The following is a 12,854-nucleotide window of genomic DNA, read 5'->3' on the forward strand; positions in this document are numbered from 1 at the left end:
CGCGCGCCGCCGTGCCGGGCCTGCGCCGTGCTTGCGCCGCTAGCCTGTCAGGCCGCCAGCGCGCGCAGCCAGTCCATCACGATCGGCCCGGCAATGGCCAGCCAGGTGCCGCCGCATAGCACCAGCGCCAGCATGACCGCTGCGCTGCCGAAGTCCTTGGCGCGCTTGGACAGGCTGTGCCGCTCCAGCGAGATCCGGTCGACCGCGGCTTCCACGCTGGAGTTGAGCAATTCCACGATCAGCACCAGCAGCAGGGTGCCCAGCAGCAGGATGCGCTCGACAATGCCGACCGGCAGCAGCAACGCGCAGGGCGTGAGGATCACCACCAGTGTCAGCTCCTGGCGAAACGCGCTTTCTTCCAGCACCGCGTAGCGCAGGCCGGACACCGAGTTGATGCCGGCATGCCAGGCCCGCGCCAGGCCGCGGTTGCCCTTGTGGGGGTTTTGCTCAATCGTGTAGTCGCTGTTCGGCGAGTCCGGGGGCGGTGCCGGGGCTGACGTGACGGTCTGTGGCGCCGGCGGGCGGTGCGGTTCGGACGGTGGGCGATGCGGAGTCGGCATGTTCGGAGAAGGGGCGGGCAGTGGTGCCGTTCGTGCCGTTGGGGGTCGCGCGTACGGCCGGCAGCGGCTGCAGGTGAGTCAGGAACTGCTCGGAGGCGGCGCGCCACGAGAACCGTTCGGCATGGGCGCGAGCGGTGGCGCGGTCAATGCGCAGCGCTTCCAGGCAAGCTTCACGCAAATCTTCGTGCATCACCCCGGCGTCGCTGTGGCCGAGCACATCGATTGGCCCGGTTACCGGATAGGCCGCCACCGGCAGCCCGCTGGCCAGGGCTTCGAGCAGCACCAGCCCGAACGTATCGGTGCGGCTGGGGAATACGAAGACGTCGGCCGAAGCATACACCTTGGCCAGCTCCGGCTGGGTCAGTACGCCCAGGTAGTTGGCCGCCGGATAGCGTGCGCGCAGCGACGCCAGCGCCGGGCCGTCGCCCACCACCCACTTGGAGCCGGGCAGGTCCAGCGCGAGGAAGGCCTCCACGTTTTTTTCCACGGCGACACGCCCTACGTAGAGAAAGATCGGGTGCGCCGTGTTGAGCACGTTAGCCTGCTGGGTGGTGAAGACATCGAGGTCGACGCCGCGGGTCCACAGCACGCCGTGGGTGATGCCAAACTGATGCAGGTCTTGCAGCACCACCGGTGTCGGCGCCATCACGGCGCGCGCCGGGCCGTGGAACCAGCGCAGGAAGCGGTAGGTCCAGGCAAGCGGAATGCCGAAGCGCGCCTGCACGTACTCCGGAAAGCGCGTGTGGTAGGCGGTGGTAAACGGCAACTGCTCGCGGATCGCATAGCGGCGCGCGGCTAGCCCGAGCGGGCCTTCCGTGGCGATATGCAGCGCGTCCGGCGCGAAGGCGCGGATGCGCGCGCGGACCTTGGCGCCGGCGAACAGGGACAGCGCGATCTCCGGATAGGTCGGGCAGGGAATGGTGGTGAATTCCTGCGGCGTGATCAGTTCCACCGTGTGCCCCATCGCGATCAGCTCGCGGCGGGTGGACTTGAGCGTGCGCACCACGCCGTTGACCTGCGGCTCCCAGGCATCGGTGACGATCAGGATCTTCATAGCTGCTCCTTGCGGCCAGGCCGCGTGTGTGGCCGGCCTCGGCGAGGCCACGGCCATACCGTTGTACGGATGGCGGCGTGTGGGGCGGGTGCCGCGCTCAAGTCTCGTCAGGCTGTGGCGACGGCGCGGCGCCCGGCCGTGGCCGGCGCATCGAGCAGGGTGGTCCAGTAGACGATCTGCAATTCGCCGTCCTGCGTCTCCACCAAGGCGGAGAGGCTCTCCACCCAGTCGCCGTCGTTGCAGTAGAGCTGGCCGTCGACCTCGCGGATCTCGGCCTTGTGGATATGGCCGCAGATCACGCCATCGCAGCCGCGCCGGCGCGCCTCATCCACCATCGCCTGCTCGAACGAATTGATGTAGTTGACCGCGTTCTTGACCTGGTGCTTCAGGTACTGCGACAGCGACCAGTAGGGAAAGCCCAGGCGCGCGCGGATGCGGTTGAAGTGCCGGTTGACGGCCAGGATCAAGGTGTAGAGCGAGTCGCCCAGGTAAGCCAGCCAGCGCGCGTGCTGCACCACGCCGTCGAACAGGTCGCCGTGCACCACCCACAGGCGCTTGCCCGCGGCGGTGACGTGGACGGCATCTTCGCGCACCGTGATATCGCCGAAGGCCAGGCCGTCGAACTGGCGCGCCACCTCATCGTGGTTGCCCGGCACGTAGATCACCTCGGTACCCTTGCGCGCCTTGCGCAGCAGCTTCTGCACCACATCGTTGTGGCTCTGCGGCCAGTACCAGCCGCGGCGCAGCTGCCAGCCATCGATGATGTCGCCGACCAGGTAGAGCTGGTCCGATTCATTGTGCTTGAGGAAGTCGAGCAGGTAATCGGCCTGGCAGCCGGCCGTGCCGAGGTGGATGTCGGACAGCCAGATGGCGCGGTAGTGGCGGGTGGGATGGGACGGATGCGGGGGCTGGGTGGTGGCTTCAGGGGGCGGGACGCTGGCCGGAGAGGTGGCGCAACGCCCGGGAGGCCGTTGCTGCAAGTCGCTGGCCGGTGGCATGAAGGCGGCCAGCGCGGCAGGCAATGACATGGGCCGCGGCAGGGATTGCGACTCGGCGGTGCGGCTGCGCAGCAGTTGCGTGGCCTTGGCCAGATGTCCGCGGGCAGAACGAAGAGCTTGAACCATGGCGGCCTCGGTAGCGACGATGGCTGCATTGGGCCAGTGGCGCGTGACGAAGCTGTTAAGGAAACATGAACGTCATATGACTGTTGTGGGGGAGGTGGTTATTGCGTGGCTATTGCGTGGCTTGCGCGGCTGGCGGGGGCTTCCAGTTGCTGCCGCCGTCGTCTCATCAGGCCGCTGGCGCCACCGCTGACAACTGCGCCAGCGCCCGCAATACAGCCTGCGTGGCCACCGGATGCCGCAGCAGGCTGACATGCCCGACGCCGCTGAGCGCCACATGATGCGCGCCCTCCATCCAGGAGGTCCCCAGCGGCCCGGCAATCGAATCATGCCAACTGAAGATCGACACCAGGGCAGCGCGCTGGCGTGACGTTTCGCGCGCTGCCAGCGCGCGCAGCCAGGCGCTGGCGCAGCGCATCTGGCGGGAATTGAAGCCCCTGCCGTAGCGGGCCAGCACGCAGCCGTGATGCGGCGTGCCCAGCGTGACGATGCCGCGGCAGGGCGGGGGCTTGCCGCGTCCCGCCAGCGCGGCGCGCGCGGCCAGGCCGCCCATGCTGTGGCAGAGCACCAGCGGCGGCTGGCCGGTGGTGGCGGCGATGCGCGCGATGGCGGCGCGCACTTCGAGGGCGTATTGGTCGATGTCGCCAAACACCGGGTCCAGGTCGATCGCCTCGCAGTGGTAGCCGGCCGCCGCCAGGGCGGGCTGCATGTCGAGCCAGACGGCGTGGTTGCAGCCATAGCCGTGCACCAGCAGCAGCGGCGGGCACGAGCCCGGGGCTTTGGCCGGGCGCAAGCGGCGGTGCGAGCAGAAGGGCTGCAGCCAGTTGAACATCCGGAACACGGCGGCGTATTCGCGCAGGTAGCAGCCCAGCGCCTGCCATGGCGTCAACCGGGCTGGCCGCAAGGCCTGCAGGGCGGGTGGGATGGGGGGGCGCGTCGCCTCGGGCTCGCCCAGGCTGAACAGGGTAAAGACAAAGGCGCTGGCAACAGACAGCCCAAAGATCGCCAGCACCACGCCAATGCCGGCTAGCAGGCCGATGGCGAGGGGCCACCCATGCAGGGCGTTGAGTTCGGCAGCGCAGCCTAGTGCCACGGCGGCCTGCAATGCCACCGCGATGCGGCGCAAGGCGGCAGCCGACAGGTTCATGGCTTGGGCGGGCGCAGGTCGGCCAGGCGGGTGCGGGCCAGGCGGTCATGCAGGAACTGCCGCCTGGGGTCGAGCAGGGCCAGCATGACCCAAGCCAGCAGGCCAGCGCACAGCACGCCGACGAACGGGCCCTTGACCAGGCCGAGCACGTGCCCGAGCGCCGCTGAAGGCGGCAGCCAGAGCCATGCCAGCAGGTAGCGCAGCGCGGCCTGCGGCCAGCGCGGGGGCACGCCCGCGGCCGTCTCAACCCGCATGCGCCAGGTCTGCATGGCGAGCGTCTGTCCGTTGCGCTGCCAGAACCAGACGAAGTAGCAGCCCAGCACCAGGAAGCTCCAGCACTGCATCGTGAACGGGCCGTCCAGCCCATGCTGTTGCAACGCCGGGCGCGCCAGCAGATAGACCCCCGTCGAGGCGCTTAGCACGCCGAACAGCAATACGCCTTCGTACAGCATGCAGGCGATGCGGCGGCGGATCGTCGGTGCATCGGCCGGGCGCGAGGGACTGGCCGGCGCGCCCGATGCGGCCGGCTTGGCGTTGGGTTTGGGCGTGGTCACGGCGGGCATGGCGGGTATGGCGATAGGGCGGTAGGGCCGTCAGGCCGGAGGAGGGCAAGGCCGGGCAGCGAGGGCCGGGCAGCGAGGCTGCAAGCGAGCACGGCCGGGCCGGCGCAAGCGGCATTATGCCAAAGCGCGGGTGGGGCGGGTAGCTTGCGTGGGAGGGCGCGGGTGCAAGCCGGCCGCACAACCGCGTAGCGGTTCAGCGGCGCACCGGCTCGTCGGGCGTGGCGGTAGCGCTGGTGCTGCTGGCCGTGGCCTCGGTGGCCGCTTCGCGCGGCGTGTCCACGGTCGGCACCGGTGCGCCGGCAGCGGTGCCTGGCAGGGCAGCTTGGGACTCCGCCGCCGGCGTGCCGGCAGCGGGCGGGCGGGCGCGCGCGGCGGCCGATGTGGCGCCGGCGGGTGCCTTCTTTTCCAGGTGCAGCTGCCGCGTGGTCTCGGCTGGCAGGCGCTTGCCGGAGGGCAGGGCGCTGACCGCGCCGGGGCGGCGCGGCACTTTCTCGGCAGCCGCCAGGTTCTTTTTTTGCTCTTCCGGCAGTTGCTGGTACTTGTTCCAGGCCTCGGCCTTCTTCTGGGCGGGCAGCGAACGCGTGATCTGGTAGTTTTCGCGCGCCAGGCGACGCTGCTGAGGCGTCATCTTGACCCATTCGGTCATGCGGGTCTGAAGCCGCGCCTGTTCCGCGGGCGAGAATTTCTCGTATCGTTCCGCGATCTGCAGCCATTTGCGCCGGTTGAGCTCGGGGAAATTGTTCCACTCGCCTGCCAGCGGCGCGAGCACGCGCTGCTGGACGGCATTGAGCTCGTTCCAGTTCGGGTGCGCATTGGCGATGCTGGCCGCGGGTGCACCACCGGGGTGGCCGCCCTGAGCCTGGCAAGTGGCCGGAACCAGGGACCAGATCGTGACGGCGGCGGCCAGGCCGGCCAGCAGCAAGGCCGCCAGCCGCCGGCGCGGTGCGTCGGGGATGATGTCAGCGCCGGCCATGCCTACTGACCGCGCTTGAGGAACACGTGGAAGCCCTGATCCGCGTATGCCGTCGGTGGGAGGTCGTCGAGCAGCATCGCTGCGTCCACATCCGCCAGCTCATCGACGCGCTTTTGCTGCTGCCAGTGGTAGATGCCCGCCAGCCCGGCGGCCAGCGCCACCAGCGTCCATACCAGCCCAAGGCGGCGCAGCCAGGAACCTGCGCGGTGGAGTGCCGAGTCGTCCTCGTCGAAAGAGAGCGTGGGCATCCCAGCCGAGGCCAGCTGCGGCACGGCGACGGCGGCATGCGCTTTCTTGCGAGACAGCGCAATCCGCCGTGCGGCGGCAAGCCGATCGGTCACATTGTCCGGCAACGCATTCGCAGAGGCATCGAGTGCCGTGCGGATATCGTGTGCCAGGCGGCGTTCGTTGATTTCTTTTTCGTTTCTGGTGCTCATAGTCGGACCCCCCGCGCTCGCAATGCCTGCGCCAGTGTGTGCGTGGCACGGGAACAGTGCGTCTTGACGCTGCCTTCGGAGCATCCCATGACGGCAGCCGTTTCCGCGACGTCCATATCCTCCCAGTAACGCATCAGGAAGGCTTCGCGTTGACGTGTCGGCAGGCGCTGGATCTCCTGTTCGATGATGTGCATGGTCTGGGCGCGTTCCACCTTGTCGGCGCTGCTTTCCGCAGATTCGGAGCCGATTTCGGCCTCGAAAGTGTCGAGCAGGTCATTATCCTCGCCTTCGCGATCGTCGCGCAGGTTGGAAAACAGGGTGACCCAGGTATTGCGTACTTTCTGGCGGCGGAACCAGTCGTGAATTGTGTTCTGCAGTATGCGCTGGAACAGCGGTGCGAGCTCTGCGGCGCTCTTGTCGCCGTATTTTTCGGCGAGCTTGATCATCGCGTCCTGGACGATGTCCAGGGCGGCTTCGTCGTCGCGCACCGCAAACACGGCCTGTTTGAAGGCGCGCCGCTCGACGCTGGCGAGAAAGTCGGATAGTTCCTGATCGGTTGCCATGCAGGCGGGGTACAGACGGTGGGGCCTTGGCCGGTGGAAGTGCAGGGTAGGGCTTCTTGCACGTCCAAAATGGTGGGATGCTAGCAAATAACCCCCCCGGTGACCATCCTTGTTCTCTTTTGTGGTCATTCAGGCTCAGCGCGTGGCGGGGGAGTCTGAAGGATGGCGGGATGCCCCCTCGCGCAAAAAAGCCCGTAGACAAGCCCGAATCAATCCAGTATCGTCGCGGGTTCACACGACATCAGTGGTTGTCTCATTCGGCCGCTTATGAGGCGGTCTATCATGCAGACGCGCACCGCTTGAACCCGTGCCACAAGCCCGGCAGAGAGCATCCGAACAATTTTTTGCCGAAAATTGCAAAGGACTAAAATGAACATGCCCAGCGCGGAATTCCACGCAGACAGCAATTCATCCGCCGCACCCGAAATGATCGGGGCGGAGATTCTCGTTCACGCACTTGCCGAAGAAGGCGTCGAGTACGTCTGGGGCTACCCTGGCGGCGCAGTGCTGTATATCTACGACGAGTTTTACAAGCAAAAGAAGATCGAGCACATCCTGGTGCGCCACGAGCAGGCCGCGGTTCATGCCGCAGACGGCTATGCGCGTGCGACCGGCAAGGTGGGCTGCGCCCTGGTGACCTCTGGTCCCGGCGTCACCAATGCGGTGACGGGCATTGCCACGGCCTACCTGGACTCGATCCCGATGGTGATCATCACCGGTAACGTGCCGACGCACGCTATCGGCCAGGACGCTTTCCAGGAATGCGACACGGTCGGCATCACCCGCCCCATCGTCAAGCACAACTTCCTGGTCAAGGACGTCCGCGATCTCGCCGCGACCATCAAGAAGGCGTTCTATATTGCCGCAACCGGCCGTCCCGGCCCCGTTGTCGTCGATATTCCCAAGGACGTCTCGCGCAATTCCTGCAAGTACGAGTATCCCAAGTCGATCGACATGCGCTCGTACAACCCGGTGAACAAGGGCCATTCGGGCCAGATCCGCAAGGCGCTCGCGCTGTTGCAGGGCGCCGAACGGCCGTTCATCTATGCGGGTGGCGGTGTGGTGCTGGCCAATGCCAGCGAAGAGCTGCGCCAGCTTGCCGCGCTGACCGGCCATCCGGTCACCAACACGCTGATGGGCCTCGGCTCGTTCCCCGGCACCAGCAAGCAGTTCGTCGGCATGCTCGGCATGCACGGCACGTATGAAGCCAACATGGCCATGCAGAACTGCGACGTGCTGATCGCCATCGGGGCGCGTTTCGACGATCGCGTGATCGGCAATCCGGCGCACTTCACCTCGCAGCCGCGCAAGATCATCCATATCGACATCGATCCGTCTTCCATCTCGAAGCGGGTCAAGGTCGACATTCCCATCGTGGGCCACGTCAAGGATGTGCTGCAGGAGCTGATCTCCCAGCTGCAGGCCAGCGACGTCAAGCCCAAGCGCGAGGCCCTGGCCAAGTGGTGGGAACAGATCGAGCAATGGCGTTCGGTGGACTGCCTCAAGTACGACCGCAACTCCGAGATCATCAAGCCGCAGTACGTGGTGGAAAAGATCTGGGAACTGACGCACGGCGATGCCTTCGTCTGCTCGGACGTGGGCCAGCACCAGATGTGGGCCGCGCAGTTCTACAAGTTCAACGAACCGCGCCGCTGGATCAATTCCGGTGGCCTGGGCACGATGGGCGTGGGCCTGCCGTACGCGATGGGCATCAAGAAAGCCTTCCCCGAGAAGGAAGTGGTGACCATCACCGGCGAAGGCTCGATCCAGATGAACATCCAGGAACTGTCGACCTGCCTGCAGTACGACACCCCGGTGAAGATCTGCGCGCTCAACAACCGCTACCTCGGCATGGTGCGCCAGTGGCAGGAAATCGAGTACGACAACCGCTACTCGCATTCCTACATGGACGCGCTGCCCGACTTCGTCAAGCTGGCCGAGGCCTATGGCCATATCGGCATGCGCATCGAAAAGACGGCTGACGTCGAGCCCGCCCTGCGCGAAGCCTTCCGCCTGAAAGACCGTACCGTGTTCCTCGATTTCCAGACCGACCCGACTGAAAACGTGTGGCCGATGGTCCAGGCCGGCAAGGGCATCTCCGAGATGCTGCTCGGCGCGGAGGACCTGTAATGCGACATATCATTTCGGTCCTGCTGGAAAATGAACCGGGCGCGCTGTCGCGCGTGGTGGGCCTGTTCTCGGCGCGCGGCTACAACATCGAGACGCTGACGGTGGCCCCCACCGAAGACGCCTCGCTGTCGCGCATGACGATCGTCACCAGCGGTTCGGACGACATCATCGAGCAGATCACCAAGCACCTGAACCGCCTGGTGGAAGTGGTCAAGGTGGTGGACCTGACCGAGGGCGCGCACATCGAGCGCGAGCTGATGCTGGTCAAGGTGCGCGCGGTCGGCAAGGAGCGCGAGGAAATGAAGCGCACCGCCGACATCTTCCGCGGCCGCATCATCGACGTCACCGAGAAGACCTACACCATCGAGCTGACCGGCAACGGCGGCAAGCTGGATGCCTTCCTGGACGCCATCGACCGCGCCGCCATCCTCGAGACCGTCCGTACCGGCGGCTCGGGCATTGGCCGCGGCGAGCGCATCCTGAAGGTCTGAGCCTGATTGCAGTATCCAAGGGCGGCGCCGGTGCCGGCATTAGCCGGGCGGTGGCCGCCAACCCGACACACGAAAACGAAAGACTGAAGGAACCATCATGAAAGTGTTTTACGACAAGGACGCCGACCTCTCCCTGATCAAGGGCAAGAACGTCACCATCATCGGCTACGGCTCGCAAGGCCACGCCCACGCGCAGAACCTGAACGACTCCGGCGTCAAGGTCACCGTTGGCCTGCGCAAGAGCGGCGCATCGTGGAACAAGGCAGTCAATGCCGGCCTGCAGGTCAAGGAAGTGGCTGACGCCGTCAAGGACGCCGACGTGGTCATGATCCTGCTGCCGGACGAGCAGATCGCCGACGTGTACAAGAACGAAGTGCACGACAACATCAAGCAAGGCGCCGCACTGGCCTTCGCCCACGGCTTCAACGTGCACTACGGTGCCGTGATCCCGCGCGCCGACCTCGACGTCATCATGATCGCCCCGAAGGCGCCGGGCCACACCGTGCGCTCGACCTACGCCCAAGGCGGCGGCGTGCCCCACCTGATCGCCGTGCACCAGGACAAGTCCGGCGCCGCCCGTGACATCGCCCTGTCGTACGCTACCGCCAACGGCGGCGGCCGCGCCGGCATCATCGAAACCAACTTCCGCGAAGAAACCGAAACCGACCTGTTCGGCGAGCAAGCCGTGCTGTGCGGCGGTACCGTCGAGCTGATCAAGGCTGGCTTCGAAACGCTGGTGGAAGCTGGCTACGCGCCGGAAATGGCTTACTTCGAATGCCTGCACGAACTCAAGCTGATCGTCGACCTGATCTATGAAGGCGGCATCGCCAACATGAACTACTCGATCTCCAACAACGCCGAATACGGCGAATACGTCACCGGCCCGCGCGTCGTGACCGAGGAGACCAAGAAGGCCATGAAGCAATGCCTGACCGACATCCAGACCGGCGAGTACGCCAAGAGCTTCCTGCTCGAGAACAAGGCCGGCGCCCCGACCCTGATCTCGCGCCGCCGCCTGACCGCTGAGCACCAGATCGAAGAAGTGGGTGCCAAGCTGCGCGCGATGATGCCCTGGATCGCAAAGAACAAGCTGGTCGACCAGTCGAAGAACTAAGCTGTACTACAGCCCGACGGCCCGCCGCTACTGACGGCGCGGGCCGCAGCCGTTCAGTCATCCGCACATTTCCCCCTCTCGAGGGGTTATTCAGGCGGGGACTGAACGGCTTTTTGTTATCCTTGTCAGACTTTATCCACCAAGTAAGCATTGCATGAACTATCCTCATCCGCTGATTGCCCGTGAAGGCTGGCCGTTCCTGGCTGGCGCCTTTGTCATCTCGCTGCTGGTGCAGGTCAGCGCCGGCTTCTGGTGGGCCTTGCCGCTGTGGATCATTACACTGTTCGTGCTGCAGTTTTTCCGTGATCCGCCGCGGTCCATTCCCGCCCAGCCGAACGCCGTCCTGGCGCCCGCCGATGGCCGCATCGTGGTGGTCGAGAAGACCATGGACCCGTACGCGGGCCGCGAGGCGCTGAAGATCAGCGTCTTCATGAACGTGTTCAACGTACACTCCAACCGGGTGTCCGTGGACGGCAAGGTCGAGAAGGTCGAGTATTCCCCCGGCAAGTTCGTCAACGCCGACCTCGACAAGGCTTCGCTCGAGAACGAACGCAACGCCGTGGTCATCCGCCGTGCCGCAGACGGCAAGGTGGTGACCTTGGTACAGGTGGCCGGCCTGGTGGCCCGCCGCATCCTCTGCTATATCCGCGTCGGCGAGACGCTGTCGCGCGGCCAGCGCTATGGCTTCATCCGCTTTGGCTCGCGCGTCGACGTCTACCTGCCGGTGGATGCGCGCCCGCGCGTGACCATCGGCGAGAAGGTGTCGGCCTCGTCGACCATCCTGGCTGAGCTGGATTAATCCGGCGACGCCGGAACAGATCAGACCCACTGGAGAACAGGCATGGGTGCTTTCAACCGACGCAATAAGCGCGTTACCAATAGCAACGTGACCAACTTGCGTCCTTTCCGCCACAACCAGCTGCGTGGCAACGAGTCCGACAATTTCGACGACGAGGCCGGGGACGATCACGACATCGAGTACGTGCGCCCGCGCCGTCGCGGCATTTACCTGCTGCCCAACGCGTTCACCACCGCGGCGCTGTTCGCCGGCTTCTTTGCCATCGTGCAGGCCATGAACATGCGCTTTGACAGCGCGGCCATCGCCATCTTCGCCGCGATGGTGCTGGACGGCATGGATGGGCGCGTCGCACGCATCACCAATACGCAGAGCGCGTTTGGCGAGCAATACGATTCGTTGTCGGACATGACCTCGTTCGGTGTGGCGCCGGCGCTGGTGATGTATGAGTGGATCCTGCACGACCTGGGCAAGTGGGGCTGGATTGCCGCCTTTGTCTATTGCACCTGTGCCGCGCTGCGCCTGGCGCGCTTCAATGCCAACATCGGCGTGGTCGACAAGCGCTTCTTCCAGGGGTTGCCCAGCCCGGCGGCGGCGGCGCTGGTGGCAGGCTTTGTCTGGCTGGTGATCGACAACAAGCTGCCGGTCAAGGACCTGTGGATGCCGTGGGTGGCGTTCGGCATCACGCTGTACGCCGGGCTGTCGATGGTCTCCAATGCGCCGTTCTATAGCGGCAAGGCGCTCGACGTGCGCTATCGCGTGCCCTTCGGCATGATGGTGCTGGTGCTGGTCTTGTTCGTGGTGGTCTCGACGGATCCGCCGGTGGCGTTGTTCGGCCTGTTCGTGGCCTACGCCATCTCCGGCTACCTGCTGTGGGGCTGGCATGCGCTGCACGGCAAGCCGGCCGAAATCCGCAAGGTGCGGGACGGCGGGAAAGATCGTTCCTGATCGCAGGTTGGTAAAAAGGCGCTACGGCGCCTTTTTTTACATTTGTTTTCCAGGCTGTCGCATTGCCGCGGCGTTTGCCGTGGTTCACTGTAGCCTCGGTTGTACTGTAGTCCCCCTTGTTGTCCACTTATCACTGGAGGTTCTCATGGGCATGCTCGACTTCATCAAGGAAGCAGGAGAGAAACTGTTTGGCGGCAGCGCAGCGCAAGCCGCGCCCGCGGCGGCTCCGGCCGATGCGCCGGCGGCGGATGCCGATGCCGATGCGGCCAACCGCGCCGCCGGCGATGCCATCGAAGGCTACATCAAGCAGATGAACCTCGACGCCACCGGGCTGATGGTGCAAGTGGACGGCTCGCAGGGGCTGGTGACGGTGTTCGGCGTGGCGCCGGACCAGGCCACCCGCGAGAAGATCATCCTGTGCTGCGGCAATGTGCAAGGTGTGGACAAGGTCGACGACAAGATGTCGGTCAATGTCGACTCCACCGAATCGACCTGGCACACCGTGGTCAAGGGCGACACCCTGTGGGCGATCTCCCAGGCGGCCTACGGCAACGGCGCGCTGTACACCGCGATTTTCGAGGCCAACGAGCCGATGTTGACGAATCCGGACAAGATCTACCCCGGCCAGAAGCTGCGCATCCCGCCCAAGGCCTGACGCCCGCCGTCCAGGGGGCATGGCGCCCCCTGGCCCGTTTTTCGGCTATCGGCCTGATGCTGGCCTGATTGAGGCATCCATATTGCACACACCCGGCTTCTCGGCTATAGTCGCTCACATGATTTCGCGCCAAGCCCTACTCGCCCGCACCATTCTAGGTGGCCTACTAGGCCGTCAGGTCGGGACGCGTTCGCGCTGAGGGAAGCCAAGCCCCTCGCGTAAAGTCACACAGGATTTATAAACGCCCCGGCCTGCATCACTGCACGCCGGGGCGTTTTGCATTCAGCACGAACACAGCAGTA

At 65.5% G+C, this 12,854-nt stretch carries 14 protein-coding genes; 6 read left to right on the top strand and 8 right to left on the bottom strand.

From position 1 onward, the window contains the following. Window positions 1–47 precede the first annotated feature (47 nt). From AC1RQC_RS19465 to AC1RQC_RS19500, 8 genes are all read right to left on the bottom strand, one after another. The gene (locus tag AC1RQC_RS19465) at window positions 48–560 is read right to left on the bottom strand and encodes a diacylglycerol kinase (RefSeq protein WP_183032806.1); all 513 of its coding nucleotides are present in this window, start codon (window positions 558–560) and stop codon (window positions 48–50) included. After that, window positions 448–1,614: a glycosyltransferase family 4 protein gene (locus tag AC1RQC_RS19470; protein WP_492376649.1), complete on the bottom strand. Its 1,167-nt coding sequence runs from the start codon at window positions 1,612–1,614 to the stop codon at window positions 448–450. Before AC1RQC_RS19470 ends, AC1RQC_RS19465 begins: the two co-directional genes overlap by 113 nt. Before the next feature lie 107 nt (window positions 1,615–1,721). After that, window positions 1,722–2,738, bottom strand: coding sequence for a metallophosphoesterase (locus AC1RQC_RS19475; RefSeq protein WP_492814539.1), 1,017 nt, complete (start codon window positions 2,736–2,738; stop codon window positions 1,722–1,724). Between the two features lie 166 nt (window positions 2,739–2,904). Further along, entirely contained in the window at window positions 2,905–3,882 is a 978-nt protein-coding gene (locus AC1RQC_RS19480) for an esterase/lipase family protein (protein ID WP_492884365.1), read from the bottom strand. After that, window positions 3,879–4,445, bottom strand: a complete 567-nt coding sequence (locus AC1RQC_RS19485) for an RDD family protein (protein ID WP_492814543.1) — start codon at window positions 4,443–4,445, stop codon at window positions 3,879–3,881. The genes AC1RQC_RS19480 and AC1RQC_RS19485 overlap by 4 nt, the downstream gene beginning before the upstream one ends. Window positions 4,446–4,638: 193 nt before the next feature. Beyond that, window positions 4,639–5,418 carry a DUF3106 domain-containing protein gene (locus AC1RQC_RS19490; protein ID WP_492375510.1) on the bottom strand — a complete coding sequence of 260 codons (780 nt, stop codon included), beginning with the start codon at window positions 5,416–5,418 and terminating at the stop codon, window positions 4,639–4,641. 2 nt (window positions 5,419–5,420) lie between these two features. Further along, the gene (locus AC1RQC_RS19495) at window positions 5,421–5,855 is read right to left on the bottom strand and encodes a DUF3619 family protein (protein ID WP_441640624.1); all 435 of its coding nucleotides are present in this window, start codon (window positions 5,853–5,855) and stop codon (window positions 5,421–5,423) included. Then, a complete protein-coding gene (locus AC1RQC_RS19500; RefSeq protein ID WP_006156852.1) occupies window positions 5,852–6,418 on the bottom strand; it encodes an RNA polymerase sigma factor in 567 nt (188 codons plus the stop codon). Before AC1RQC_RS19500 ends, AC1RQC_RS19495 begins: the two co-directional genes overlap by 4 nt. A gap of 369 nt (window positions 6,419–6,787) precedes the next feature. Between AC1RQC_RS19500 and AC1RQC_RS19505 the strand changes: the two genes are divergently transcribed. From AC1RQC_RS19505 to lysM, 6 genes are all read left to right on the top strand, one after another. Further along, entirely contained in the window at window positions 6,788–8,548 is a 1,761-nt protein-coding gene (locus AC1RQC_RS19505) for an acetolactate synthase 3 catalytic subunit (protein ID WP_043344716.1), read from the top strand. Then, a complete protein-coding gene (gene ilvN, locus AC1RQC_RS19510; RefSeq protein ID WP_006156850.1) occupies window positions 8,548–9,039 on the top strand; it encodes an acetolactate synthase small subunit in 492 nt (163 codons plus the stop codon). Before AC1RQC_RS19505 ends, ilvN begins: the two co-directional genes overlap by 1 nt. 97 nt (window positions 9,040–9,136) lie before the next feature. Continuing rightward, window positions 9,137–10,153, top strand: coding sequence for a ketol-acid reductoisomerase (ilvC, locus tag AC1RQC_RS19515; protein ID WP_043344720.1), 1,017 nt, complete (start codon window positions 9,137–9,139; stop codon window positions 10,151–10,153). Between the two features lie 154 nt (window positions 10,154–10,307). Beyond that, window positions 10,308–10,952 (top strand): phosphatidylserine decarboxylase, encoded by a 645-nt coding sequence (locus AC1RQC_RS19520; protein WP_492884367.1) that lies wholly within the window; start codon window positions 10,308–10,310, stop codon window positions 10,950–10,952. 42 nt (window positions 10,953–10,994) lie between these two features. Next, window positions 10,995–11,897, top strand: coding sequence for a CDP-diacylglycerol--serine O-phosphatidyltransferase (gene pssA, locus AC1RQC_RS19525; RefSeq protein WP_492884369.1), 903 nt, complete (start codon window positions 10,995–10,997; stop codon window positions 11,895–11,897). A 145-nt stretch (window positions 11,898–12,042) separates the two neighbouring features. After that, window positions 12,043–12,552 (top strand): peptidoglycan-binding protein LysM, encoded by a 510-nt coding sequence (gene lysM, locus AC1RQC_RS19530; protein ID WP_492375508.1) that lies wholly within the window; start codon window positions 12,043–12,045, stop codon window positions 12,550–12,552. The last annotated feature ends 302 nt before the right edge of the window (window positions 12,553–12,854 follow it).

The sequence above is a fragment of the Cupriavidus sp. GW822-FHT03E04 genome, assembly GCF_058801495.1.

Excerpts from the sequence above, each read along its gene's own strand:
- AC1RQC_RS19485 (WP_492814543.1), bottom strand. The coding sequence starts at position 4,445 with ATGCCCGCCGTGACCACGCCCAAACCCAACGCCAAGCCGGCCGCATCG.
- AC1RQC_RS19520 (WP_492884367.1), top strand. The coding sequence starts at position 10,308 with ATGAACTATCCTCATCCGCTGATTGCCCGTGAAGGCTGGCCGTTCCTG.
- AC1RQC_RS19475 (WP_492814539.1), bottom strand. The coding sequence starts at position 2,738 with ATGGTTCAAGCTCTTCGTTCTGCCCGCGGACATCTGGCCAAGGCCACG.
- lysM (WP_492375508.1), top strand. The coding sequence starts at position 12,043 with ATGGGCATGCTCGACTTCATCAAGGAAGCAGGAGAGAAACTGTTTGGC.
- AC1RQC_RS19495 (WP_441640624.1), bottom strand. The coding sequence starts at position 5,855 with ATGAGCACCAGAAACGAAAAAGAAATCAACGAACGCCGCCTGGCACAC.
- AC1RQC_RS19480 (WP_492884365.1), bottom strand. The coding sequence starts at position 3,882 with ATGAACCTGTCGGCTGCCGCCTTGCGCCGCATCGCGGTGGCATTGCAG.
- AC1RQC_RS19490 (WP_492375510.1), bottom strand. The coding sequence starts at position 5,418 with ATGGCCGGCGCTGACATCATCCCCGACGCACCGCGCCGGCGGCTGGCG.
- AC1RQC_RS19505 (WP_043344716.1), top strand. The coding sequence starts at position 6,788 with ATGAACATGCCCAGCGCGGAATTCCACGCAGACAGCAATTCATCCGCC.
- ilvC (WP_043344720.1), top strand. The coding sequence starts at position 9,137 with ATGAAAGTGTTTTACGACAAGGACGCCGACCTCTCCCTGATCAAGGGC.
- ilvN (WP_006156850.1), top strand. The coding sequence starts at position 8,548 with ATGCGACATATCATTTCGGTCCTGCTGGAAAATGAACCGGGCGCGCTG.
- AC1RQC_RS19465 (WP_183032806.1), bottom strand. The coding sequence starts at position 560 with ATGCCGACTCCGCATCGCCCACCGTCCGAACCGCACCGCCCGCCGGCG.
- AC1RQC_RS19470 (WP_492376649.1), bottom strand. The coding sequence starts at position 1,614 with ATGAAGATCCTGATCGTCACCGATGCCTGGGAGCCGCAGGTCAACGGC.
- AC1RQC_RS19500 (WP_006156852.1), bottom strand. The coding sequence starts at position 6,418 with ATGGCAACCGATCAGGAACTATCCGACTTTCTCGCCAGCGTCGAGCGG.
- pssA (WP_492884369.1), top strand. The coding sequence starts at position 10,995 with ATGGGTGCTTTCAACCGACGCAATAAGCGCGTTACCAATAGCAACGTG.